At 70.1% G+C, this 23347-nt stretch carries 23 protein-coding genes and 2 pseudogenes; 7 read left to right on the forward strand and 18 right to left on the reverse strand.

All coding sequences use genetic code 11. The features are described from left to right. The first annotated feature begins 74 nt into the window (after positions 1 to 74). Complete coding sequence (locus ABZS37_RS29035) at positions 75 to 932, forward strand: SPFH domain-containing protein (protein ID WP_355174166.1); 858 nt, start codon at positions 75 to 77, stop codon at positions 930 to 932. 60 nt (positions 933 to 992) lie between these two features. Here ABZS37_RS29035 and ABZS37_RS29040 read toward each other — a convergent pair whose 3' ends face one another. The 6 genes from ABZS37_RS29040 to ABZS37_RS29065 form a co-directional block, all read right to left on the reverse strand. After that, a complete protein-coding gene (locus ABZS37_RS29040; RefSeq protein ID WP_354993729.1) occupies positions 993 to 2369 on the reverse strand; it encodes a permease prefix domain 1-containing protein in 1377 nt (458 codons plus the stop codon). Then, a complete protein-coding gene (locus ABZS37_RS29045) occupies positions 2366 to 2731 on the reverse strand; it encodes a helix-turn-helix transcriptional regulator (RefSeq protein ID WP_355174168.1) in 366 nt (121 codons plus the stop codon). The genes ABZS37_RS29040 and ABZS37_RS29045 overlap by 4 nt, the downstream gene beginning before the upstream one ends. Before the next feature lie 134 nt (positions 2732 to 2865). Next, on the reverse strand, positions 2866 to 3108 hold the full coding sequence (locus ABZS37_RS29050; RefSeq protein ID WP_355174170.1) for a hypothetical protein: 243 nt from the start codon (positions 3106 to 3108) through the stop codon (positions 2866 to 2868). A gap of 85 nt (positions 3109 to 3193) precedes the next feature. After that, positions 3194 to 4336, reverse strand: a complete 1143-nt coding sequence (locus tag ABZS37_RS29055) for an alcohol dehydrogenase catalytic domain-containing protein (protein ID WP_355174172.1) — start codon at positions 4334 to 4336, stop codon at positions 3194 to 3196. Beyond that, on the reverse strand, positions 4333 to 5790 hold the full coding sequence (locus ABZS37_RS29060) for an aldehyde dehydrogenase family protein (RefSeq protein ID WP_355174174.1): 1458 nt from the start codon (positions 5788 to 5790) through the stop codon (positions 4333 to 4335). The genes ABZS37_RS29055 and ABZS37_RS29060 overlap by 4 nt, the downstream gene beginning before the upstream one ends. 56 nt (positions 5791 to 5846) lie before the next feature. After that, the gene (locus tag ABZS37_RS29065; protein WP_355174176.1) at positions 5847 to 6503 is read right to left on the reverse strand and encodes a TetR/AcrR family transcriptional regulator C-terminal domain-containing protein; all 657 of its coding nucleotides are present in this window, start codon (positions 6501 to 6503) and stop codon (positions 5847 to 5849) included. 96 nt (positions 6504 to 6599) lie between these two features. On the opposite strand from ABZS37_RS29065, the gene ABZS37_RS29070 reads away from it, so the two are divergent. Beyond that, on the forward strand, positions 6600 to 7772 hold the full coding sequence (locus ABZS37_RS29070; protein WP_355174178.1) for an acyl-CoA dehydrogenase family protein: 1173 nt from the start codon (positions 6600 to 6602) through the stop codon (positions 7770 to 7772). Positions 7773 to 7779: 7 nt separating this feature from the next. Here the strand turns inward: ABZS37_RS29070 and ABZS37_RS29075 are convergent, their stop codons facing one another. From ABZS37_RS29075 to ABZS37_RS29090, 4 genes are all read right to left on the reverse strand, one after another. Further along, on the reverse strand, positions 7780 to 8817 hold the full coding sequence (locus ABZS37_RS29075; RefSeq protein ID WP_355174180.1) for an aminotransferase class V-fold PLP-dependent enzyme: 1038 nt from the start codon (positions 8815 to 8817) through the stop codon (positions 7780 to 7782). 128 nt (positions 8818 to 8945) lie between these two features. Further along, positions 8946 to 10379 (reverse strand): FUSC family protein, encoded by a 1434-nt coding sequence (locus tag ABZS37_RS29080; RefSeq protein ID WP_355174182.1) that lies wholly within the window; start codon positions 10377 to 10379, stop codon positions 8946 to 8948. A gap of 383 nt (positions 10380 to 10762) precedes the next feature. After that, on the reverse strand, positions 10763 to 12169 hold the full coding sequence (locus ABZS37_RS29085; RefSeq protein ID WP_355174184.1) for an FAD-dependent oxidoreductase: 1407 nt from the start codon (positions 12167 to 12169) through the stop codon (positions 10763 to 10765). 73 nt (positions 12170 to 12242) lie between these two features. Further along, positions 12243 to 14393: a serine/threonine protein kinase gene (locus ABZS37_RS29090; RefSeq protein ID WP_355174186.1), complete on the reverse strand. Its 2151-nt coding sequence runs from the start codon at positions 14391 to 14393 to the stop codon at positions 12243 to 12245. A 478-nt stretch (positions 14394 to 14871) separates the two neighbouring features. Here ABZS37_RS29090 and ABZS37_RS29095 point away from each other — a divergent pair, with 478 nt between their 5' ends. Continuing rightward, the gene (locus tag ABZS37_RS29095) at positions 14872 to 15225 is read left to right on the forward strand and encodes a hypothetical protein (RefSeq protein ID WP_355174188.1); all 354 of its coding nucleotides are present in this window, start codon (positions 14872 to 14874) and stop codon (positions 15223 to 15225) included. A gap of 202 nt (positions 15226 to 15427) precedes the next feature. On the opposite strand, the gene ABZS37_RS29100 is transcribed toward ABZS37_RS29095, so the two are convergent. Further along, a complete protein-coding gene (locus ABZS37_RS29100; protein ID WP_355174190.1) occupies positions 15428 to 15931 on the reverse strand; it encodes an NUDIX hydrolase in 504 nt (167 codons plus the stop codon). Positions 15932 to 16092: 161 nt separating this feature from the next. Beyond that, positions 16093 to 17073 carry a phosphotransferase gene (locus tag ABZS37_RS29105; protein ID WP_355174192.1) on the reverse strand — a complete coding sequence of 327 codons (981 nt, stop codon included), beginning with the start codon at positions 17071 to 17073 and terminating at the stop codon, positions 16093 to 16095. Positions 17074 to 17142: 69 nt separating this feature from the next. Between ABZS37_RS29105 and ABZS37_RS29110 the strand changes: the two genes are divergently transcribed. Next, positions 17143 to 17256, forward strand: a complete 114-nt coding sequence (locus tag ABZS37_RS29110; RefSeq protein ID WP_354994047.1) for a DUF3224 domain-containing protein — start codon at positions 17143 to 17145, stop codon at positions 17254 to 17256. A gap of 169 nt (positions 17257 to 17425) precedes the next feature. Here the strand turns inward: ABZS37_RS29110 and ABZS37_RS29115 are convergent, their stop codons facing one another. Both ABZS37_RS29115 and ABZS37_RS29120 read right to left on the reverse strand, forming a co-directional pair. After that, positions 17426 to 17971 (reverse strand): hypothetical protein, encoded by a 546-nt coding sequence (locus ABZS37_RS29115; protein WP_354993745.1) that lies wholly within the window; start codon positions 17969 to 17971, stop codon positions 17426 to 17428. A 214-nt stretch (positions 17972 to 18185) separates the two neighbouring features. Continuing rightward, a complete protein-coding gene (locus ABZS37_RS29120; RefSeq protein ID WP_355174205.1) occupies positions 18186 to 18536 on the reverse strand; it encodes a cyclic-phosphate processing receiver domain-containing protein in 351 nt (116 codons plus the stop codon). Positions 18537 to 18600: 64 nt separating this feature from the next. Here ABZS37_RS29120 and ABZS37_RS29125 point away from each other — a divergent pair, with 64 nt between their 5' ends. Then, the gene (locus ABZS37_RS29125; RefSeq protein ID WP_355174194.1) at positions 18601 to 19260 is read left to right on the forward strand and encodes an MSMEG_1061 family FMN-dependent PPOX-type flavoprotein; all 660 of its coding nucleotides are present in this window, start codon (positions 18601 to 18603) and stop codon (positions 19258 to 19260) included. A gap of 326 nt (positions 19261 to 19586) precedes the next feature. Here the strand turns inward: ABZS37_RS29125 and ABZS37_RS29130 are convergent, their stop codons facing one another. Then, entirely contained in the window at positions 19587 to 19805 is a 219-nt protein-coding gene (locus ABZS37_RS29130) for a hypothetical protein (RefSeq protein ID WP_354993747.1), read from the reverse strand. A gap of 37 nt (positions 19806 to 19842) precedes the next feature. Further along, positions 19843 to 20208, reverse strand: a pseudogene (locus tag ABZS37_RS29135) (hypothetical protein); the annotation flags it as partial. Between the two features lie 197 nt (positions 20209 to 20405). Between ABZS37_RS29135 and ABZS37_RS29140 the strand changes: the two are divergent. Beyond that, entirely contained in the window at positions 20406 to 21827 is a 1422-nt protein-coding gene (locus ABZS37_RS29140) for a helix-turn-helix domain-containing protein (RefSeq protein ID WP_355174196.1), read from the forward strand. A 3-nt stretch (positions 21828 to 21830) separates the two neighbouring features. On the opposite strand, the gene ABZS37_RS29145 is transcribed toward ABZS37_RS29140, so the two are convergent. Next, positions 21831 to 22397, reverse strand: coding sequence for an NUDIX hydrolase (locus tag ABZS37_RS29145; RefSeq protein WP_355174198.1), 567 nt, complete (start codon positions 22395 to 22397; stop codon positions 21831 to 21833). A 155-nt stretch (positions 22398 to 22552) separates the two neighbouring features. Here ABZS37_RS29145 and ABZS37_RS29150 point away from each other — a divergent pair. Then, positions 22553 to 22819 (forward strand): annotated as a pseudogene (locus ABZS37_RS29150) (HD domain-containing protein); the annotation flags it as partial. Positions 22820 to 22900: 81 nt separating this feature from the next. On the opposite strand, the gene tnpA reads toward ABZS37_RS29150, so the two are convergent. Further along, positions 22901 to 23317 (reverse strand): IS200/IS605 family transposase, encoded by a 417-nt coding sequence (tnpA, locus tag ABZS37_RS29155; protein WP_355174200.1) that lies wholly within the window; start codon positions 23315 to 23317, stop codon positions 22901 to 22903. Between the last annotated feature and the right edge of the window lie 30 nt (positions 23318 to 23347).

The raw sequence follows: 23347 nt of genomic DNA on the forward strand, positions 1-23347 counted from the left end.
CTCCCCGGCGTCACCGACTTGACCGGCCCCCCTAGGTTGATGATCCACACAGCCCCAACGAAAGGCCCCAACCCATGCCCGCCGGTTTCACCATGGCGATCGTCTTCGCCGTCGCCATGGCGGTCAGCGCCGTCCTGGCGCTCGTCGCCCCCAGAAGCGCCATGAAACGGACCGCTGCCCTCGCGGCGCTCGGCCTCTTCGCCGTCACCGTGCTGATCGGCGTCGCCTCCAGCGCCCACTCGGTGCCCATCCGCTCGGTCGGCATCGTCACCAGCTTCGGCAAGCCCACCGGCGAGGTGACCGGCTCGGGCCTGAAGTGGGTGGCCCCCTGGCAGAAGGTCGGCGAGTGGGACGCGGGCCGGCAGAAGTACGACCACATCGGCGGCAACAACTGCGTACGGGTCCGCACCGGCACGCTCGCCGACGCCTGCGTCGAGGTGCTCATCGAGTGGCAGGTCAAGCCGGAGAACGCGCCGAAGCAGTTCATGGACTACAAGGGAGACTTCGTCAGCTTCCGGGGCCAGCGGGTGGGTGTGCAGCTCGACAGCGCGGTCAACGACGCCTTCGCCGCGTACAACCCGCTGGAGAAGATCGACGCCCAGACCGGCGACCTCAACGTCGACCTGAAGCCGTTCGCGGCGAACATCAAGACCAGCGCGGACACTCGGCTCGCCACCGACGTGGACATCCTCTCGGTGACCATCACCCGGGTGAACCACGACGACAAGACCGAGGGCAACATCAAGGCGTTCCAGGACAAGCTGGCACAGACCCGCAACCTGGAGCAGGACCGTAAGAACGCGGAGATCTCCAAGCAGATCACCGAGACCAACGCGAAGGTCGACAAGGTGACCCGCTGCCTGGAGATCGCCGAGAAGAACGGCGCCAACCCGGGTCTGTGCATCAACCCGGGCATCGTCACCGGCAAGTGACGTGCAGCCGGCCCACCCTTGGCGGGCGGGCCGGCTTCCGCGTCACGTCGATCGCGCCGTCTAGGCGTAGCTGAACAACGGCGGGAAGACGAGGACCACGATCCAGGCCCACGCGGCGTACACCGGCAGGTAGCCGGTCTGCCACCGTTCGAGCGCCGCGAACGGTGTACGCCGACGGACGAAGCTCAGCAGGAGCCACGCCGACCACGCGAGGTTGACCAGCAGGATCGCGTTCTCGCCGAGCGCTGCCGCCCGGTTGGGCGTGCTGCCGTAGTCGTCGGTGATGCGCCCGGTGATCTCCAGCAGCACCAGCACGTCGATCGCCAACGCGCTGAGCACGAGTGCGAGTTGGAGCTTGTCGAACGGGCCGGGCGGGGCCAGCGGATCGCGGGCCGAGAGCGAGTAGAGCAGCAGCCCCAGCACCACGACCAGCAGGAGGTCGAACAGGATCAGCGCCTCGCGCTCGACGTCGATGCCGTGGCTGGTCCAGACGACGGCGACGAGGAAGGCGAGCAGGGCGGCCGTGAAGAGCGGGGTGAACAGCCGCGTGAGGACCGGCGCGATGTTCTCGACGACGCTCTGCTTGGCCTCGACGAGCCACCCGGCCACGACGACCGCTGCCGCGGCGCCGCAGGGAAGGAGCCAGTGCGAGATGAACTCCTCCGGGACGATTCCGATGGCGTCGAAGGTGTTGAACAGGAACGCGGCGAGCACGCCGCCGCCGAGGGCCATCAGCACGAAGTAGATGAACCACTCGCCGGTGAAGCGGATGAAGTCCATGCGTCGGCGAGACGAGCGCCAGTCGTCAGCGACGTAGGCCAGACCGACCACGAGCCACAAGGCGATGGGAAGGTGGACGCTGGTGACGACCACGGACTGCGAGTCGTCCGCCAGGGGATAGACGTTGGCCGCCACGGCGCCGAGGGCGAACAGCGCCACCAGCACCGCGATCACCGCCGGTCGGGCGCTGCGGCGCCAGGCCAGGAACGCCGCCAGCCAGGGCAGCGCGAACAGCGTGAAGTTCCGCGCGTAGAACGAGCCGTCGTCGTTGAAGGTCAGCCCGAACAGCGCCGGCACCTTGACGGACGCGACCGCGCCGGCCGCACAGCCCAGCATGACCCACAGGTCCCGCCGGGAGCGCGTGCCGGTGGCCGGGCTGCCGGAGTCGCCGGTCAGCACCAGCTGCTTCCACAGCCGTTCCGAGTGCTCCCGGGCGAACTCGCGGGAGAGTTCGTCGAGGCTGCCCATCCGCTTGACCGCGACCAGGAACGCCTCGTCCGGGCTCAGGCCCGCCGCGACGAGCTCGTCGACCGAGCCGCGGAGGTGGTCTTCGAGCTCGTCGGCGTCCGACGGTTGCAGCTCCCTGCGGCGGAGCACGTACTGGCGCCACTGCTCGAACTGCGCCTCCAACTCCTCCGGACCGTCGTGTGCCGTCATGCGAGGCCCTCCAGCGGGCGCACCGTGAGCGGCGTACGGTCGTGCCAGATCTCCTTGAGCGCGCCCACGACGGTGTCCCACTGCCGGCGCTGCTCGGCCAGCTCGGCCAGGCCCCTGTCGGTGATGCGGTAGTACTTGCGCCTCCGCTCGCCGGCGACCGACTGCCAGCTCGACTCCACATAAGCGAGCCGCTCGAGCCGGTGCAGCAACGGGTACAGCAGCCCCTCGGTCCAGTCCAGCTCACCTCCGGACAGCTCGTTGATCCGCCTGAGGATGGCGTAGCCGTAGCTCTCACCCCCGGCCAGGATGCCGAGCACCATCGGTGTCGCCGAGGCGGCCACCAGATCCTTAGCGACCTTCACGAGACCTCACCACGCTCCCCCAATCCAAGCCTAGAACCATTATGCATAGTACTGCTAGGTATAAGAGGGCGCGACGGGCCCATCACCTGGCCCTGCCTGCGGTCCGCCCTGCTCGACGACATCCGTTCGTCTGGTCAGAACGGATAGGAGTACGGATGGCCCGTGACGTGGTCGTAGATCGCCCGCAGCCACGGCTGGCGGACCTCGCGCAGCCGCGCCAGCGTGCAGAGGAACACCGCCACGTCGGGTCGAAACAGCCCGGCGGGCATCAGCGGCGGCGGGTCGTCTCGGCGGGCGTCGACGGGCATCGTGCCGGCGCCCGGATCGGAAGTGGCACCCGCGACAACGGCACGCTCAGCGTGCACCGCAACCCGCACAGGCGAACACCGTCATGCGACCTCCCGGCCCACACCCACACCAACCCGCAACGCGGCCCACCCTCGCACCGGCCGACCCGCGTGCTCAGTCCAGGGTGACCACCCAGCGAGCGCCCTCGCCCCGGGCCAGCCGGCCGAACGCCGTGGGCGCGTCGTCCAACGGGATCGTGCCGCTGACCAGTACGCCGAGATCCAGCGAGCCGTCAGCCAGCTCGGCGGCCAGCACGGGCACCTCGCGGTCCGGGTCGGACGAGCCGTACACCGAGGAGCGCAGCGTACGGGCGGAGTGGAAGATGTCCAGCGCGCCGAGGCTGACCATGTCGTCCTTGGCGCCCATGCCGACCACGGTCACCGCTCCCCCACGCCGGGTGAGCCGCCAGGCCGCCCGGATGGTGGTGGCACGGCCGACACACTCGAAGGCGTGGTCGACGCCCCGACCCTCGGTGCGCGCCCGTACCTCCTTGGAGAGCCGGTCGTCGGAGAGCAGGAAGTCGGTCGCGCCGGCGGCGAACGCCAGGTCGCGCTTGGCCTCGGCGACGTCGACGGCCAGGATCGTGGTGGCGCCGGCCCGGCGGGCCGCGGAGAGCACGGCCAGCCCGACGCCGCCGAGCCCGATCACCGCCACCGACTCGCCGGGAGCCACCCGGGCGGTGTTGCCGACCGCGCCGACGCCGGTGAGCACCGCGCAGCCGAGCAGCGCGGCCCGCTCCGGGGGCAGACCGGCGGGGATCGGGATGACGGCGTTCTCGGGCACCACCACCGCCTCGGCGAGCGCGCCGAGGCCGAGGGTCAGGTGCAGCGGGAGGCCGTCGTCGGTTTCGCCACGCGGCACAGTCGGGGCCGTGGTGTCGGCGCAGAGCCACGGCTCCCCGCGCCGGCACCACCAGCAGGCCCGGCAGGCCGGCGCCCAGTTGAGCACCACCGGCGTGCCGACCGCCAGCCGGCTTCCGGGCCCGGTCTCGGCCACCACCCCGGTCGCCTCGTGCCCGAGCACCAGCGGGAACCTCGCGGCGAGGGTGCCGTTCACCATGGACAGGTCGGAGTGGCAGACACCGGCGGCGCGGATCGTCACCCGCACCTCGCCGGGGCCGGGCGCGGGCAGGCGTACCCGCTCGACCCGCAGCTCGGCGCCGGACTCGCGCGCCACCAGCGCGCGAACGGTGACCGGCGCGGCCGTCGGCGCGGGGCCGCCCGCCGCTGCGGTCGGGGCCAGCTCAGGGCCGCTCATCGCTGGATCGCCTTCAGCTCGCAGAACTCGGCGAGGCCGTGCACGCCCAACTCCCGGCCCAGGCCGGACTGCTTGTAACCACCGAACGGAGCGAGCGGGTTGAACGGCGCGCCGTTGATGTCGACGGCGCCGGTGCGCAGCCGCCGGGCGACCGCGAGCGCCGCGTCGGTGTCGGCGGACCAGACCGCGCCGGCCAGCCCGTACTTCGAGTTGTTGGCGATGGCGACCGCCTCGTCGGTGTCGTCGAACGGGATGACGGCGAGCACCGGGCCGAAGACCTCCTCCTGGGCGAGCGCGCTGTCGGGGTGCACGTCGGCGAAGACGGTCGGGGCGACGAAGTGCCCCTGGGCGGGCACCGGGGCATCCGGGCCGCCGGCGACCAGTCGGGCACCGTCGGCGAGGGCCCGGTCGACGTGGCCGCGCACCCGTTCGACCTGGGCGGCGGAGACCAGCGGGCCGAGCCGGGTGGCCGGGTCGAACGGGTCGCCGAGCCGGTAGCCGGCCACTGCCGTGGCGATCAGGTCGAGCGCCTCGTCGTACCGGTCGCGGTGCACCAGCATCCGCGTCCACGCCGTGCAGGTCTGGCCGGAGTTGAGCAGGGCGTTGCCGACGCCCACCTTGACCGCGGTGGCCAGGTCGGCGTCGGCGAGGATCACGTTGGCGGACTTGCCGCCCAGCTCCAGCGCGACCCGGGCGATCCGGTCGGCGGCGCGCCGCATGATCCGCGCGCCGGTGGCGGTGGAGCCGGTGAACGAGACCAGGTCGACGTCGGGATGCCCAGCGAGGGCCTCGCCGACCACCGGCCCGGTGCCGGGGACGAGGTTGAGCACACCCGGCGGCAGCCCGGCCTCGGTGACCGCGTCGAAGAGCAGGTACGCGGTCAGCGGGGTCAGCTCGCTGGGCTTGAGCACCACCGTGCAGCCGGCGGCCAGCGCGGGCGCCAGCTTGGCCATCACCTGGTGCAGCGGGTAGTTCCACGGGGTGATCGCGCCGACCACGCCGATCGGCTCGCGGACGACGAGGGAGTTGCCGATGCTCTCCTCGACCGGTGGGCGGGCGGCGAGCGCGACGTGGTCGCGCAGCACGGTCAACGGCAGCCCGACCTGCACCCGGGTGGCGAGCTTGAGCGGTGCGCCCAGCTCCACGGCGATGGTGCGGGCGAGGTCGTTGGCGCGCGCGGCGAGCGCGGTGTGCAGCCGGTCGAGGTGGGCGGACCGCTCGGCGGGAGCGGTGGCCGACCAGCCGGGGAACGCGGCGCGGGCGGCGGCAACGGCGCGGTCCACATCGGCCGGGGTGCCGGCTGGCACCTGACCGATCAGCTCACCGGTGCTCGGGTTCTCCACGTCGATCACGTCACTGGCGGTGGACTCGGTCCACTCGCCGGCGATGTGCAGGTGGCGCCGGAGGCGCAGGGCGTCGGGCAGCAGCTGCGACGGCGGGGCGGCGAGGTCCATGTCGTCCCTTCGGGGGTGGGCGATGGGCGATGAAACTAGCGCTGGGAGTTTGGACGCTACCCGCTAGGCAGGGCGGACTCCACCGCGCCGACGGTGCGGGCGTACTCGGCGGCCAGGCCGTGCAGCAGGGCGTCCAGGCCGAGGGCGAAGGCGCCCTCGTCCACGCTCTGCTGGTGCTCGGCGAGCCGGTGCGCCTGACGCAGGTGCGGGTAGTGCGCCGCGTACAGCTCGGGGTCCTCGACGAAACCGCGGGCGAAGGAGCCGAGCGCCGAGCCGGCCACGAAGTAGCGCAGGGCAGCGCCGATGTGGGTGGCCCGCGCGGGCGGCCAGCCGGCGCGTACCAGCCCGCCGTAGACCGCGTCGGCCATGGCCAGCGCGGCCGGTCGGCGGCCCGGCCCCTGGGCCAGATACGGCACGATGTTGGGGTGCGCGGTGAGCGCCCGCCGGTATGACCAGGCCCAGTCGCGCAGCGCGGCGGCCCAGTCCCGGCTGGCGAAACCGCTGGTGTCGACGACGCCGGTGACCGTGTCGGCGACGGCGTCCAGGATTTCGTCCTTGGTGGCGAAGTGGTTGTAGAGCGATGGCCCGCGTACGCCCAGCTCGGCGGCGAGCCGGCGGGTGGAGAACGCCGGCAGGCCCTCGGCGTCGATCAGCGCGGTGGCGGTCTCGACGATGAGCTGCCGGGTGAGCCGGGGCTGACGTGGTCGGGGCACGGCGCTCCTCGCGGTCTCGGCTTTGGGTCTGGACGCGGCAAAACTTACAGCGCTAGTTTAAGGGTGACCGGCTGCGCCAACGCCAGGAGGACCACCGTGGACTTTTCGCTGACCGACGAGGAGCGGGCGGTACGGGACACCGTCCGATCGTTCATCCGCCGCGAGGTGATGCCCCTGGAGGCGGAGGTGCTCCGCCGGGAGCGGGCGCACCAGCCGGGCCTCGACCACTCCGAGGTGCGTGAGCTGCAACAGAAGGCGCGCAAGTTCGGCTTCTGGGGCCTGGCCACCCCGGAAGAGTACGGCGGGATGGACCTGCCGGCGGTGCTCCAGTCACTGATCTGGACCGAGCTGGGCCACACGTTCGTGCCGTTCCGCTTCGGCGGCGAGGCGGACAACATCCTGTTCCACGCCACCGAGGAGCAGAAGCAGGAGTTCCTCATCCCGACCATCGAGGGCGAGCGGCGCTCCTGTTTCGCGATCACCGAGCCGGGGGCGGGCTCGGACGCCGCGAACATCCGACTCTCCGCCCGCCGCGACGGCGACGACTGGGTCCTCGACGGCGAGAAGACCTTCATCACCGGAGGCCACGATGCCGACTTCGCCATCGTGGTCGCGGTGACCGACCGGGAGAAGGGCGCCCGCAACGGCGGCGCCACCGCGTTCCTGGTGGACCGGGCGATGGGCTGGCGCTCCGAGTGGATCCAGACCATGGGCGAGGGCGGGCCGGCGTCGCTCATCTTCGACGGCGTACGCGTGCCGCACCGCAACATCCTCGGCGAGATCGGGCAGGGCTTCACACTGGGCATGGAGTGGATCGGCAAGGGCCGCTACACCATCCCGTCACACGCCATCGGCATCGCCGAACGGGTGCTGCAGATGGCCATCGACTACGCCAACACCCGTGAGACCTTCGGCGCGAAGATCGGCACCAACCAGGCCATCCAATGGATGATCGCCGACTCGGAGACCGAGCTGGAGGCGGCCCGCTGGCTGGTGTTGCGCTCGGCGTGGACGGTCGACCAGGGCATGGACCCCCGGCACGCCTCGTCGATGGGCAAGCTCTACGGCGCCGGCATGGTCAACCGGGTCGTCGACCGGGTGCTCCAGATCCACGGCGGCATGGGTTACACCCGTGAGCTGCCCATCGAACGCTGGTACCGGCAGGTCCGGCTGTACCGCATCTTCGAGGGCACCGACGAGATGCAGCGGCTGATCATCTCCCGCGATCTGCTGCGCGGCTACACGAAGATCGGCGGTCACCTGGCCTGAGCGGGGCTCAGTCGGTCAGCGCCTCCAGGGCCGCGTCCACGTCGGCCTCGGTGGAGTAGATGTGGAACGAGGCGCGGACCCGTCCGGCGCGGACCGCCGCCCGGATGCCGGCCGTCGCCAGGCGCTGCTGCGCGTCGGGCACGTCCACGCTGACGATGGCGCTCTGCCCCGTCGGCCGGCCCAGCCCCGTCAGGAACCGGTTGGCCAGCGCCACGTCGTGCGCCCGGATCGCCGGCACGCCGATCTCGGCGACCAACTCCAGGGCGGGCGCCGCCCCGACCCAGCTGAACCAGGCCGGTGAGATGTCGAACCGGCGGGCGTCGTCGGCCAGCCGCAGCGGCGGGCCGTAGTAGGAGGCGTGCGGGTCGCGGCCCGCGTACCAGCCGGCGGCGTCGGGGCGCAGCCGGTCGCGCAACGCCGGAGCCAGATAGGCGTACGCGGTGCCACGCGGATTCATCAGCCACTTGTAGCCGCCGACCACCACCACGTCGGCCCGGCTCGCGTCGAACGGCAGCCAGCCACACGCCTGGGTGGCGTCCACCACCACCAGGGCGCCGTGCGTACGGGCCGCCGCCACGATCTCGTCGTACGCCGCGACAGCCCCGTCGGCCGACTGCACCAGACTGAACGCGACCAGATCGGTGTCGGCGTCGATCGCGTCGACCAGCGACTCCGGCGGCACCGTACGAACCGTGACCCCACGATCCTCCTGGACCAGCCAGGGGAACAGGTTCGAGGTGAACTCGACCTCGGGGACCACCACCGTGGCCCCGGCCGGCAGCGCCGCCGCGACCGGCGCGAGGAGCTGGGACACGGCCGCACCGACCGCCACGTCACCGACCGGCACTCCGACGAGGCCGGCGAACGCCGTCCGGGCCCGAAGCACCGACTCGCCCCAGCCCTCCCACGACGTACGGCCGACCCGCCACTCGGCGAGGGCCTCCTGCAGCGCCGTCCAGGCCGGCTCGGGCGGCAACCCGTAGGTGGCGGTGTTCAACCAACCGGGCTCCGGCTGCCACAGCTTCTGTGCCTGCTCGATCTCCATGTCGTCGACGCTAGGCGGGGCGGCGTCGAACGGGCACGACCAATCGGCGAACGGCGGCCTGTCAGGTCTCGGCCGGAAGCCGACAAGCACAAACAGCAGAGGGTACGACGCCATCGCGCCGAACAACGTCAGCGGCGGCGGGCCGGTCTGTCACCAGCGGGCGCGTGGATCCGGGCGAGACTGTCGGCGAGACCGGAGAGCCACCGGTCAACCTCCACCAGGTGCCGAACCGACTGAGGGTCGACCTCGCCGAGAAGCGGACGGATCCGGTCCAGCTCATCGGAACAGGCGGTCAGGACAGGCGTCGGGCCCGGCGGCCGGCCGTGCGCCACCTCGCCGGCGAGGTCGTCGTACACCGATTGCAGGTGCCCTGCGGAGTCCCGCAGCAGCGCCGCCGCCGCGGGCCAGCCGGCGAGGCAGCCGGGCGGGTTGCGCCGCAACAGCGACTCGGCGCCGGGCACCACGTGGTGCCCGGCACTCAGGACGGCCTCCCAGTTCACCTGCTGACGGTGCGGATCGTGCCGCTCCAAGTGGTACTGGCAGTACGACGAGTCGACGAGGACCATCTGCCGACGGACGAGGTCGAGGGCACGGTCGGGAGGCGAAGCGCCACCGAGCATCGCCTGGACGGTCTGCTCGACCGCGTACGCGTTGGCCGCCAGATAGCCGGTGGCATTGTGCCGTAGGTCGCGGCTCGCGCCACGCGGCCATATCGCCACCCCGGCGAGCACGCCGATCACCGCGCCGAGAAGTACGTCGACGAGCCGGGCCTCGGCGAGCCGCCACCCTTCAGGGCTGAGCTGAGCGAAGACGACCGTCAGCAGCAGGGTGAACAGCGCCTGCTGCCACACCGGGCCGAGTAGGCGACCAACACCGAAGGCCAGCATCAGGGTGACCGGCAGGACGACGGCGTACACGATCGGCTCGTCGACGACGAGCATCACCCCGCCGCTGACGACCGCACCGATGATCGTGCCCAGCACGGCCGGCCGGAGCGCCGTGCGGGTGTCCGCGGCCGAGGTACGCAGGACCGTGAGGGTGGCCAGCAGCACCCAGAAGCCGTGGGTCAGCTGCAACAGCCCGGCGGCCACCCGAGCGATGGCAAGCGCCACGGCCAGCCGCAGCGAGCTGTGCAGGTGGGCCGAGCGGGGTGCCAGGTGGGAGCGGAACTGCCACCAGTACAGCGTCCAACGGCCGCGCCGCGCGTACTCGAACAGCCCTGAGTAGGCATCCTCGCCGTCGAGCCGCGCCCCGGTGGCCACCCGGGCACCGACGGCGAAGACCCGCACCTGGTCGGCGAGGGCCAGCACCGTCGCGTCCCGGCACAACCGGGGTACGTCCGACCCGTCGCGGCCGTCGCCCTCTCCCCCGGGGTACGCCACCTCAGCGCGACCGATCGCGGCGTCCAGGTCACCGAGGTCCACTGCCGGGACACCCGGCGACAGGCTCCGGCCAGCGGCCCTGGTGGTCTCGGCGCACGAACGCAGCAACCGCGCCGCCGCCAGGTCCGGGATCGGCTCCGGCGGCGCGTCCGCCGCCAGCCGGTCCGCCCCGGCGAGCACCTCCCGTAACGCGACCGCGCGAGCCCGCGGCGATCAGCGCCCAGACCGCCGGCAGAGACAGGACTAGGTTCCGCGCCCGCTGCGGTGCCGGGCCGGGCAGCTGCGCGAACGACCCGGCGGCGATCACGCCGAACAGGCCGTACGTGGCGAGCACCGAACTGCCCGCGCCGTAGCGGCAGCCGTAGAAGACGACGGACGCGACGAGCGTCAGGCGTGCCGCGCGTCGCAGGATGGCGTCCCCCGGGTCACGACGGCGAAGCCGGCCCAGGAGGCTGGTTCCGAGCACGCCTGCTCCCCCGGGTTCGTCGCAGCGCCCCTCCCCGGCCCACCATTCTTCCCCGAGCCTCCCGGCGACGGCGGGTTTCGCGACGAACGGCCGACGTCTAACGGCTCCGGAACAGGCCGAGCCGGAGCGCTCGGAACAGGGTGCCGGGGCGGCTCAGGGTCGCCGGGTGGTCGAGCATGGTGGTGACCCGACCCAGCCGGGCGTTGAGCACCGGGTCGGTCAACGACGTCCGGAAGAGCAGGTCACCGAACCACTTGGTGACCTTGTACCCGGGCGGGTACGGCCCGTCGACGTGCGGAAGCTCGATGTCGGCGGTGGTGGAGATCTGCCAGGCGGCGTCGACGACCACCCGGACGTGGTCGAAGTACGTCCGCGCGGGCTCGTCGTGCGGCTTCGGGCCGGACCGGAGGTACGCCGACAGGCAGGAAGCGTGCAGCGTCGCGGAGGTCATGCCCTGGCCGTACACCGGGTTGAAGGACGCGACCGCGTCACCGGCGGCAACCAACCCGGCGGGCAGGCGGTCGAGCTTGTCGAAGTCGCGGCGTCGGCTGTCCGCCTGGTGGTAGGTGATCACCCCGCCCAGCATCTCCCCGTGCTCAGCGATGTCGCCGAACATCCGCGGGTAGTGCTCACGGCAGCGTGCGGTGAAGTCGGCGACGTCGCGGCTGGGCCGGTCCTCGTCGTAGCCGGCTACCAGCATGATCCAGCGGTCACCCTCGACCGAGTTGATCCCACCGATCCGGGCGGTACGACCCTTGCCCGCCATAGTGTGAAAGACCGCCACCCAGGCGTCGCTGACCTTCTCGTCGCGCCGGTAGAGCGCCGTCGCGTAGTTCAGCTTGATCGGCATTCGTCGCATCGGCGGGCGGGGCCAGCCGTGCTCGGCCAGCCAGTCGCTGAGCCGGCTGGACCGCCCCATCGCGTCAACCACCAGGTCGGCCGGTTCGACGACCGGCTCGGTGCCGCCCTCAGGCACGTATCGCGCGCCGGTGACGCGCCGCTCGTCGAAGAGCAGCCCGTCCGCCCGGCCGTACACCATGCGGATGTTGTCGACGGCGAGCGTCCGCCGCCGGACCAGCGCCTCCAGGAACGGACGCGTGGTGATCAGCGCCGGCCCGGTGCCGGTCGCTGCCGGCGGCAGCCCCAGCACGCCGTTCACGAAGATCTTCGCCGTGCCCTGGTCGCTCGGTGGCGGAGGGGCACCGAGCGCGAGCGCCTCGTCGGCGATGCCGGGAAACCAGCGTTCCAACTGGACCTGACCGGCGGGCAGCAGCGCGTGCACCTGGCTGCCCTGGGGCACACCTGGACGAGGCCCGGCATCGACATCGGACGGGTCCCGTTCGATGATCAGCACTTCCTCGGCGTGGTCGCTCAACACCCGAGCAGCCATCAGCCCGGCCATGCTGCCACCGAGCACCACCGCACGTCGCATGACCACTGTGGTCGCGGCCGGTCGTTCGGCCGTCGCTATCTCCGAGAAAAGCCGGGACGGAGAGGGTGGCATGCGATCGCTCCTCGGGTGGTCGGGAAACCTCGGCATCCACGACCGTAACCACCGGAGCGCCCGCAGTCAGCGCTCAGCTGGCCCGCCCTTTCTGGTTGGCGGTCCCGTTGCACTGCCAGATCTGCAACCGGGCGCCGTTGTCCGGGTTCGCGTCGAGCACGTCGACGCACCTGTCGGCCTTGGTGTTCACCAGGTCGTAGGCCTTGTTGAGGGTGAACTTCTGCGACCCCGCACCGGAGCAGTCAGCCAGTTGGACAGCGGCCCCATCCGCGGTGGAGTGACCGGCGACGTCCAGGCATTTGCCCATCGAACGAACCGTGCCGTCGGCGGGAAAGGTCCACAGCTGCTTGGCGGTCCGGCGACAGTCCCAGATCTGCAGTCGAGCACCGGCGGCGGCGTTGCCATCCGGGATGTCGATGCAACGGTCACTGGCGAAGCTGACGATCTGCTTCCCGCCAGGCGCGTTGCCCTGCGTCGGAGACGGCGGCGGCGGGGCCGACGGCTGCTGCGCCGGGATCCCCGGGCCGGTCGTCGCACCGTTGCCCGTCCCCGGCGACGGCTGCCCCGGGCTCCCGGACGGTGGCCCGCCGGCAGCTCTGGACGGCGAGCCGCCCGCGACCGGCAGGCCCTGAAAACCGTCCGTGATCAGCGCGAGGACACCCGCGCTCGCCGACCATTCGGCCGCCGACGTGGTCCAGCCGATCGAGTACGCGTGCCCGTTGTGACCGACGAACGCACGGCTCACCGTGTGCATCGGTGTGCCGTCCTCATCGGTGTACGTCCACTCCCATTCGGCGGCCCGCACCTGGTAGCGCAGCGCGGTGAGTCGGACCTGCCGGTAGTCGGCGTACCGCTTGCGTTCCGCCCTCTCCGTCGCCCGCAGCTCAGCGACCAGGTCTGCGGGGACGGACCGGAGTTCCTCGACGACGAGCACCCGGCTGCCGTCCGGCTCACGGAACTCGGCCCGCTCACCGTCGCGTCGCGACTGCCAACCGTCCGGCACCGGTACGAGGAAGCGCGGATCGTCGCGGTGATAGCGCCAGCCCGCGGGCGCCGGTGGCAGCACCCTGGACACCGGCGTCTCGGCGATTGGCGACGGGTTCGCGGTCGGTGCCGCCACCTGGCCCTCGCCCGCGTCGCCGGGCAGCCCGCCGTGCAGCAGGGACGCGGTCACCAACACCACGAGCAGCAGGGCGACGGCCGCGAGCGACCCGATCAGCCGAACCCGACGCGTGCGGCTCGGCGTTGGGACCGCTGCCTCGGGGTCAGCCGGCGACGCGGGCAGGCCGGACTCGACGGTGACGAACTCGGGCACGATCTTCGGACGGGGCACTTCGGCCGTGGTGTTGATCCGGGCTAGCGGCCCGTCGCCGGTAGCGCTCACCTGGGCGACCAGTTCGTCTGCGGCAGCGGCGGCCTGGCGTAGGAGCCGATCCGCCTCCTCGGCGCTGATCCGCTGATCCGGCTCTCGACGCAGCAGTCCTTCGAGGACTGGGGTCAGCTGACCGGCACGCTGAGCCGGCGGTGGCGGCTCGGTGGCGAGCGCCGCCAGCGTGGCGATGGGAGACGAGCGGTGGTACGGGGTACGTCCCTCGACCGCCGCGTAGAGGGTGGCGCCGAGCGACCAGAGGTCGGCGGCCGGGCCGACGTCGCCGTCGGTGGCCCGCTCCGGTGCGAGGAACGCCGGCGAGCCGAGCACCATCCCGGTCTGGGTCATGCGTGGGTCGCCGGGGAGGGTGGCCAGACCGAAATCGGTCAGCACCACCCTGCCGTCGTCGGCGAGCAGCACGTTGGCCGGCTTGACGTCCCGATGCAGCACGCCGGCGTGGTGTGCGGCCCGCAGCGCACCCAGCACGCCCAGCCCGATCCGCGCGGCGCGGGCCGCCGGCATCGGCCCCTCTGCTTCAAGCACCTGGTGCAGGGATCGGGATGGGACGAGCTCCATCACGATCCAGGGGTCGTCGCCCGAGTGCAGCACGTCGAAGACGCGTACCACGTTGACGTGGCCGAGGCGGGCGACGGCCCGCGCCTCGCGCATGGACCGTTCGCGCATCTCCCGGCGTTCGTCGTCACGCAGGCCCGGCGGCGCCACCAACTCCTTGATGGCCACGTCCCGCTGAAGCATCTCGTCACGGGCCTGCCACACGCGGCCCATCCCGCCCTGGCCGAGCGGACGGACCAGCCGGTAACGATCGGCAATCAACTGTCGAGAGGCGTCGGGCACGACAGGAAGGTACCCGGCAATGTTTACGGGCCCAATTCTTGTGGCAGGCGAAAAAGCGACAGTTGGGTATGTCACAGGCCGGTTCGGCGGTTAACCACTACACCATTTCGGCACAACTCCACTATTGACACCAGCACTGTCGCCCAGCGCGATGTTACCAACACGTATATCGGCAATGTGCTATGAATATCGAATGAATTCGAATTCTGTGCGGACCAGGGATGCGGGGGTCCTGGTCCACCCGGAGCCCGTGCCAGGCAACCGGACCAGGCCGTTTACGGCGTGGAGCCTCCTGTGCCTGCTGGTGGTGCTGTCCGCCTGTACGACCACAGGCGATTCGAGCCAACCCACCGCGCCGCCGGTCGATGGCAAAACTCCGTCGACGCGCGGGAGCAGTGCGGAGCTGCCATGCACGCCATCGGTAGACGCGATGCCGGAACTGCCAGCGGATTATCGGCTCGTCGGAGAAGACGTGGCGGTGCCTGACGACACGGTGCTGTCGGCGGAAGAATCCGGGGAGGCCGATCCAGCGGCTCGACTATTCGCCAAATGGGGGCTCGTCGTACGCGCGGGCGCGGTCGTCGACCTCCGGGTGGCACCTGGATGGGAAGACGACGCTCGGATCGGGTGGGGTGCTGCCGGCACGCCAGCGGCGACCGCCACGGTGCACGCCTGCGCGCCGACCGACGGGCACGCTCAGTGGATGGCCTTCGTCGGCGGCACCTGGGTTGCGCGTGCCGCCTGCGTACCCCTCATCGTGCGGTCGAACGGCCGGGAGGGCCGCGTCGACCTCGGCATCGGCGTTGCCTGCGGCAAGAGCAGCACGCCGTAAACCCATCTAGACCGCGTCGCCGTGCTCGGTTCACCGCGGCGAAAACAAACCGAGAGTCCCAGGAGCCCGAGCTGGTCTCGCTGCGGGAGAAGGTCCGCACTCTCAAGCGGACCGCGGAGGACTCAACCCACGACGCCGCCAAGCGCACCCGGGAGTTGGAGGACACGATCCGCGTCTACGCCAAGCCGACAGAGGACGGGGATCACCCCGCCGGGGAGCCGTTCTCCAAGTAGACCGTGGCCGACGCCTCCCGGGCAGCCAGGCACGGCAACAGACGCCTCGCCAACAGGTCAGGCAGGGCCCGCGCCGCGTCGGCCGCGGGCAGAAACGCGTACGAGCGAAGCTCATCAGCCGGCAGACGAATACCGGCGATCTCCTCCGCGGTCAAGACGCCACCGTCAAACACCGTTATGACGCCCTCACTGCGGCCCGGCCGCGACGGCACCCAATCCATGGCCAACAAGCGACCGGGATCTCGATCGAGTCCGAGCTCTTCCTTGACCTCCCGGACAGCCGCCTGCCGAGGCGACTCGTCGAGATCGACGGAGCCGCCGGGCAGCTCCAGGAAGTCGACATACGTCGGTTCCACAACCAGCACCCGACCCGACTCGTCGAACAGCAGGACCGTGGACGCCATGCGCTTACGCGGCAACGCCAGATCGAACTCTGCCACCGGAACCGCCGACGGTGTCGCCTCGAAGGTCATACCGGCACGCTAGCCGCTCGTCCGGCAGCCATAGCGCACGTGAGGTGGGTCGACAACGCTTTCCCCATCTCGATGGCCGCCCGACGACGGGACTCATCGACGGACTGTCGCTGTCGAGGCGGCTGGGCGGCCTGAAGTCGGCCTGCCACGGCTCTCGGCCTTTAGCGTGATGTCAGTTGGCTCAGCGCTGACGGTCCCCACCCCGTCGGGTCATCGCCGGGTGGCACCATCGCCAAGCCCTGCCAGAGCAGGAGGATGTCCAGCCAGCCCGCCTCAGCCGGACTCAGCGGGCGCTCGGACTCGTAGCCGGTAAGGAATTCCGCGCGAACCTCGGCCGGCACCGGCCCCCAGTTGTGGTAGCGGGTCCCGAGCAGGACCGCCGCGCGAGCCAGCTCGACGAGTCGGTGCTCATGCCGAGCTTCCTCGAAGTCGATGATCGCGGCGATCTCACCGCGGTTACACAAGATGTTGGCGGAGCGGAAATCAAAATGGACGAGCTGCCGGGGAAGCCGGTCGGGTGGCGCGCTGGCGACGAGCCTGCGCAATGTGTCGCGAGCCGCCACCGGCAGATGATCGGCGCACGAGTCCAGCCAGTCGCCAATCCAGGCCTTCAATGGCTTGGCCGGGACGACAGGCGCGGGAATCTGATCGGCGTCCGGATATGCCGCCAGCGCAGCCTGCAATCGGGCCAGTACGACGCCGGCCGCCCGCACCTGGTCGAGATCGGCGGTGTCGAGAAGGTCGCCCACGATTTCGCGCTGCACGCCGATGGAGACACGATCGACCTCGACCTGAAGACGGCCGTCTCGCGCGGGAACCGGCGCCGAAACCGGCAGCCCCCGGCCGTGGAGCCAGCTCGTGAGACGCGCCGTCTCCGCCAAATGCGGGAAACGCTCGGGCACTACCGACCACTTCGCGAGCAACCGACCGGATGGCGTGCCGACCCACGCCAGCGCGTTGCCGCCACTCATCACGATCCGCTCGCTGGAGTCGATACGAACGCCCCAGTGCTTGTCCAGCGTGTCGGCGACCCAGCGGCCGGCCGCCTGCCCGTCGCTGAACCCGAACCGTCCGTCGAGCGTGTGGTGAGGGTCCTGAGCCTCCCACAACATCTCCAACACCGGAGCATGTGATTCGACCACGCGGCGTATCCCATCACAGGACCGGTGAACTTCGCTGGCCCGGCGCCACGGGTCCAGGCCGGCCCCGTCGTGGCGGCAGCAGATGTTGGCACCGGCGACCTGACCGGTATCCGCGGCACAGGAGGCATGACAGTCGACGAGGACGGCACCCACCGCATCTGGTTCGACTTCGAATTGTCCTGACACCCGCCTCCCCGGTGGGCGACCGATGTTGATTAATGAAGCGTTCCCATCCCGCCCCGACGGCGTTCGGGCATGACGTAGGTGTTTGTCCCTTGGTTGCCGGACCGCCTACGCGGCCTGTTGAAAGCAATTTCGTTGCTCGTTTGATCTAGACACCGCTACGACGGCCTTATGGCGCGTGCTCGGGTTCGGCGGCGGTGGCAGGCAGTTGGCGGGCCAGTTCGCGCCGGAGCAGGTCGCGTCCGGGGCTCATGTTGACGAGTGGAACCAAGATCTCGTATGGCCGGCTCTGCCCATGCCCCGCCCATTCCCACCGCTTCAGCGGGGGTCGGGTCTGGTCCGGGTCAGCCGGCTCGATCACCAGGAATGCCCTCCACCGACCCCGGATCTCGGCGCGAGCGATGTTCGACCACTCGATGGCCAGGACGCTCCCGCCCGAACCCGCCACTTCGAGGTGCTCTCCGCTGAGCCGCAATGGCAGCCGTGCCTGGTGGCCGGAGGCCGATGGACGGGCCAGACGCACGGAGTATCGGAAGATCAAGAACCACAGGAGAGGCATCCACAGCCCGTCCCACCACTTGTCGCCCGTGGCCAGGTTGATGCCTACACCTGCTCCTGTCGCGGCGGGGAGCGCGATGGCCAAGTGGACGATTTCACGGCCCACAGAGCGTCTGAACACGATGGTGAGAGGCTCATCGGCATCGGTCACGCCCATGGTCGTGCCCCGCTGGCCCGAGAGTCAAACGACGCAAGAATGGCCTCCCCGGCAATACTTTCAACCTCGGACACCGTCGCCCACCCGTCATCCACCGACGGTGCAACTCCTGCCCACACGGCGAACCGGATCACTTTGCCGAAAGCGGTGAGGGTGTGGGCCTACTCATCTGGCCGTCCGAGCGTGACGGCCGTCCGGCGGCGGCTTGTTGTGATCAGCTCGCCGCCGGGCGGTCGCGATAGCCGACGTCCGTGGAGTCCGACGGGACGTGGACGCGATAGTTCCAGTGCCGTAGGACCCTGCGCAATCTTCCCGGCACCGTTCGGGTTGGCGCGGAGTGGGCATTGATGACGCCGATTTCGGAGGGTCGCTTCTCGAACGCGGCCTGTTCCAGGATCTCCACGACCGGCCAGATCGTGTCGTCCCCACCCAAGTCGTGATCCAGCCACAGCTCGTCCAGGCACCCGTCCCGGTACCGAGCGAGAAGCTCGACTCCGGCAGCATTCGTCCGCGCCACCTTGGCGTTGCAGCCGTCGTGGTTCGAGAGGCCGCCCGGATCAGTCATTACGTCCGGCAAGCGCTGACCGAGACCAAAAAGGACCTCCTGCTGGAGTATTAGGGTCGACGGCATGACACCAGCCCTTGCCACCAGTGCCTTCGACTCGTTGCGCCTCGACGCCGTGCCCGACCAGGAGGCGCTGCGCCGGGCCTACGAACTCCCCAGCGACGCGGCCGTTCGGAAGCAGATGACCGAACTCACCGAGCAGACCCGGCGGTTGATCGGCTGCTCATCGCTGGTCCTGGTCGCCACCGTGGACGCCGAGGGCAACTGTGACGTCTCCCCGCGCGGCGGCCCCGCCGGGTTCGTCGCCGTCCTGGACGCGCGGACGGTGGCGATACCGGACGCGACTGGCAACAAGCGCCTGGACAGCCTGCAGAACGTCGTCGCGACCGGCCGGGCCGGGCTGCTGTTCATCATCCCGGGGCGCACCACGACGCTCAGGGTGAACGGCCGGGCCTGCGTCTCCACTCGCCCCGACCTGCTGTCGCAGCTGACCGCCGTGGGCAAGCCGCCGGCCAGTGCGCTGGTGCTGGGGATCGAGGAGGTCTACCCGCACTGCCCCAAGTCGCTCCTGCGCAGCGGGGCCTGGAAGCCGGAGCAGTGGTTGCCGGCGGACGCCCAGCCAACCTCGGCCGAGGTGACGCTGGCCCAGCTGCGGATGCCGGAGCTGACGATCGCTGACATCGAGCAGTCGGAGGCGGACGCGCTGAAGTACCGGTACGAGTGACGGGCCGGACAGAGATGGTGCCGAACACCGCGGGTCGTCCGCGGCGGCGTGCAGGTAGTCCGGCCGGGCCGCTTGCCCTCCACGGGCAAAACCACACGTCACCGCAGGTCAGAAAGGATCTCCTGCTGGAGTACTAGCCAAGCCCGCTCTGAGGTTCTAGCAGAGGCGTCTGATGCGCACCTTCGGCCGCACGTTCCTCAGGTGGCCATGCTTGTGTTGGCGAACTTGCTCGTCCCAGACCTCTTGGTCGTAGTCCGGGTCGGGCGGGATCCACTTGTGCGACCCATCGCTGTAGTGAAACTTCTCGTCGCCAGCCCGCAGGATGCTCACCGCACCCACCCGAGGAAGCGCCGGTGCAGCGCGCCGGCCGGCGCCCAGGTCAGATCGGCGGAGGCGCGGACCAGTTGCGCACCCATGTAGAGGGCAAGCGAAACCGGCGCATCGCCGAACTCCGCGCTCAGTTCCCGCCGTCGGGTCTGGCACGGCCACGGCGCGTCGCATCCGCCGCAACTCCAGATCGGCAGGACCGGGCCGTGCGTGCTCACTGCGAACCTCCGAGCAGCAGCGCCGTGAGCAACCGGGCCGCCGGCTGGTCGCCCACTCCACCTGCCAACACGGGTACGGAGCCAGCCGCGACCACCACACTCGGCAGCCCGTACACATCCCGTCGAGCCCGCGCAGATGCATCCTGATGATGCGCTGCTCCTGCTCGTCGTTCACTGCTCCTCCTCCCGCGGCCAGTGCCTACGGTTGATCGGGATCCGGTGCCGGACCCGGCAGGGAAGGTCCCCGCCACACCGGCAGGCCCATCGCCACCGACGCCACGACCACACGGGTCGGTGCCGCCGCGCCAGAGTCATCGCGACGGCGAGCAGGTACTGGTCGTAGGAGACCCGACGCTCCTGTTCGCCCCGGCCGGCTCTCATCGGGTCGTCCCGTCCGGCGCAGGACAGCAGACGGCACCCGTACGGGCAGGAGTTCGGGCGGTCGGACGCATGCGGGGACTGTGCCGCCCGTCATCGGCCGCAGACCATGTCGGCAGGTCATGTCACGGCGACATCACCCATCTCGACCTGCCCACATTCGCACCCATAAGCTGCGGAGCAAGCACCTTGGGTAGTCAGTCCGCGACGCTGGGAGCTGCTGTGCTGCTCGATCCGCTTCGCATTCCAGACGTCGCCTGGTCCGACCCGGCCGTACACGACGCCCTGAGCCAGCGTGACGTCGGTGCGCTCTTCCGACGCATCGGTCAGATGGTCGGCGCAAGCCAGACCCGGATCGGCGCTGCCGTCAACTTGGAGCAGGGGTACGTCAGCCGGGTGATGGCGGGTCGGAAAATCACCTCCATCGACGTGTTGGAGCGCATCGCCGACGGTCTACGAATGCCCGACGAGGCTCGGATGGCACTCGGCCTGGCACCTAAAGATCACTCATGTCACCTCGACATGGCTTTGCCACCGAGGCAGCGGCAGAGTGGCCTGCCAACCAACCGATCCTGGCGCGAGGACCTCCGCGCCGCCGCGCAATTGTGGGAAGGCGACGTGAACCGTCGAGACGTGATCCGGCAGGTGGCGTTCACCTCCGCTGGCTACACCCTGCCCGCCCTGCGCTGGTTCACCGCACCTCCCGCACGGGCAGTCGAACAGGCAGGCTCTCGATCAGTCGGGCAGCCCGACATCGAGACCATCCGCGAGATGACCGCGACCTATCGCCGGCTCGACAATCAGTACGGAGGCGGGCACGCCCGCGCCGCCGTGGTCCGATACCTCCACCAGGAGGTGACGCCACTCCTCGACAACGGGCGCTACGAGACGTCAACCGGGCGGATGCTCCTCAGCGCGGTCGCCGAGCTGACCCAGTTCGCCGGTTGGCAGGCGTACGACGTCGCCGATCACGGGGTCGCCCAGCTCTACCTGACTCACGGCTTGGACCTGGCCCGGGCGGCCGACGATGCCGGTCTGGGCGCGGAAATCCTGGCCGCCATGAGCCACCAGGCCACCTACCTCGGAGACGGCGCGACCGGCATCGACCTCGCCCGCGCCGCCGGGCAGACGGCACGACGGGCCGGGTTCACCGTCCTGGCGGCGGAAGCATCCGTGATGGAGGCTCACGGGCATGCCGTGGTCAAGGACGAACGGGCATGCGCGGCCGCTCTTCACCAGGCGGAGAAGACGCTCGACCGGGCCGACCGCAGCAGCACGCCCCAGTGGCTCGGGTACTTCGACGAGGCCTATCTGTCGGCCAAGTTCGGTCACTGCTTCCGTGCGCTCGGCAAGCCGGCCCAGGCTGAACGCTTCGCCGCCCGGTCCCTCCGGATGGACGAGCAGTACGTCCGCGGCAAGGCCTTCAACCTGGCGCTTCTGGCTACCGCCCAGGCGCAACAGGGCGACCCAGAGCGTGCTTGCGTCATAGGGGCGCAGGCGTTGATCCTGACCTCACGGCTCCGATCAGCTAGAGCCGCACGCTATATGCGCGAGTTGCAGGCCGAGCTCGCACCTCATCGCCGGCAACCCGCCGTACAACAGTTCATCCGCCGAGTCGATGCGGTCCTCGGCACTCGGCGCTGAGGCCTACAACTCCCCGCGTGCCTGCCTAGAAATCAACTCCAGCACCGCGATCACCGTACCGGCCCCGACGATCTCGCCCTGCGCCACAAGCTCACGCGCCTCGGCCAGCGGGATCCAGGCGACCTGCTCGGCCTCATTCACATCAACCGGACCGCCCACGTGCTCCGCTTCCCTGGAGAGGAAGAGCATGTTCTCGGCGTCCGCGGTGCCCACCCATGGTTGGAACGACAGGAGCGGCTCGACCTGGTGCGGACGCCAGCCGGTCTCCTCCTCCACCTCGCGTGAGGCGCACACCTCGGGCTGCTCGTGATCGTCCACGTAGCCGCCGGGCAACTCCCACACCCACCGGTCGAACACGAACCGGTGCCGCCGCATAAGCAGCAGACGCTCGCGATCGTCGACGACCGCGACCATGGCCGAACGGGGCGCCCGGATCACGTACTGCTCGAACCGCACCCCGTCGGGCAACTCCACCTCGGCAATACTCAGGCGCGCTCGCCGGGTGTCGTCGACGACCCGCTCACCGTGGATCGTCCACCGGGTCAGCTCCGTCGGCTGCTCCTCCGTCATCGGCCAAGTATCGACTCACCGCACCCGTCTCGGTCAGCCGCCTCCGTGTCCAGCGATCAGCAATGCGGGTTCAGGACAGAGCAGTCACGGCGGAAGTTGACGTCTATCGTCTACAGCCTGCGCACCGACGGAATCACCGGCACAGGGACGGGCAGATGAGCGACGACCACGACGACGACATCGGTGCCATGAACTTCATCTTCGAAGCGGGTGTTCTCAAACGTGCAGCCCGCACCGGCTGGTGGTTCGCCGGTGTCAAGCACCCCGAATCAATCGCCGAGCACTCGTTCCGCACCGCCCTCATCGGGATGATGCTCGCCGCGATGGAAGGCGCCGACCCCGCCCGGGTGTCGATGATGTGCGTCCTGCACGACACCCAGGAAACCCGGATCACGGACATCCCGCACATCGCCAGGCGCTACCGGAATGCGGGCCAGTGCTCCGCCCTTCAGGGCGGGGGTGAAGGCCCGCGCTGGGAGGGCCGCCAAGGCCCGAGTAGTGCCTTAAACCGGGCGGTTCTGCTGCTCGATGTACTGCTTCATGGTGCTCGGCGGTGCGCCGCCCATGGAGCCTGCGAAGTACGAGCCCGACCAGAGTTTGTTGGCCCGGTAGTAGTGCCGCCGCAGGTCGGGGAACTCCTGCCGCAGTCGGCGGCTGGACACGCCCTTGAGGCTGTTGACCAGTTTCGACAGGGCGACCTTGGGTGGGAAGTTGAGCAGCAGGTGGACGTGGTTGTTCTCGCCGTTGAACTCGACCAGCTCGGTCTCGAAGTCGCGGCACACGTCCCGCATGACCTCCTCCATTCGGGCGAGGTGCTGGTCACCGAACACCCGATGCCGGAACTTTGTGACGAAAACCAAGTGGGCGTGCAGGGCGAACACGCAGTGTCTACCGGTGCGTATGCCTTCGAGTTCAGCCATAAACCAATGGTACGGTGCGTTCGTGCAGCT

Source organism: Micromonospora sp. NPDC005413 (assembly GCF_040606435.1).
GTDB lineage: Bacteria > Actinomycetota > Actinomycetes > Mycobacteriales > Micromonosporaceae > Micromonospora.

Bases quoted from the DNA above. Each gene is read 5' to 3' on its own strand.
- ABZS37_RS29115 (WP_354993745.1), bottom strand. From the start codon at position 17,971: ATGGGCGTGACCGATGCCGATGAGCCTCTCACCATCGTGTTCAGACGC.
- ABZS37_RS29040 (WP_354993729.1), bottom strand. From the start codon at position 2,369: ATGACGGCACACGACGGTCCGGAGGAGTTGGAGGCGCAGTTCGAGCAG.
- ABZS37_RS29100 (WP_355174190.1), bottom strand. From the start codon at position 15,931: ATGACCTTCGAGGCGACACCGTCGGCGGTTCCGGTGGCAGAGTTCGAT.
- ABZS37_RS29075 (WP_355174180.1), bottom strand. From the start codon at position 8,817: ATGGAGATCGAGCAGGCACAGAAGCTGTGGCAGCCGGAGCCCGGTTGG.
- ABZS37_RS29145 (WP_355174198.1), bottom strand. From the start codon at position 22,397: ATGACGGAGGAGCAGCCGACGGAGCTGACCCGGTGGACGATCCACGGT.
- ABZS37_RS29120 (WP_355174205.1), bottom strand. From the start codon at position 18,536: ATGACTGATCCGGGCGGCCTCTCGAACCACGACGGCTGCAACGCCAAG.
- ABZS37_RS29085 (WP_355174184.1), bottom strand. From the start codon at position 12,169: ATGCCACCCTCTCCGTCCCGGCTTTTCTCGGAGATAGCGACGGCCGAA.
- ABZS37_RS29060 (WP_355174174.1), bottom strand. From the start codon at position 5,790: ATGGACCTCGCCGCCCCGCCGTCGCAGCTGCTGCCCGACGCCCTGCGC.
- ABZS37_RS29125 (WP_355174194.1), top strand. From the start codon at position 18,601: ATGACACCAGCCCTTGCCACCAGTGCCTTCGACTCGTTGCGCCTCGAC.
- ABZS37_RS29055 (WP_355174172.1), bottom strand. From the start codon at position 4,336: ATGAGCGGCCCTGAGCTGGCCCCGACCGCAGCGGCGGGCGGCCCCGCG.
- ABZS37_RS29035 (WP_355174166.1), top strand. From the start codon at position 75: ATGCCCGCCGGTTTCACCATGGCGATCGTCTTCGCCGTCGCCATGGCG.
- tnpA (WP_355174200.1), bottom strand. From the start codon at position 23,317: ATGGCTGAACTCGAAGGCATACGCACCGGTAGACACTGCGTGTTCGCC.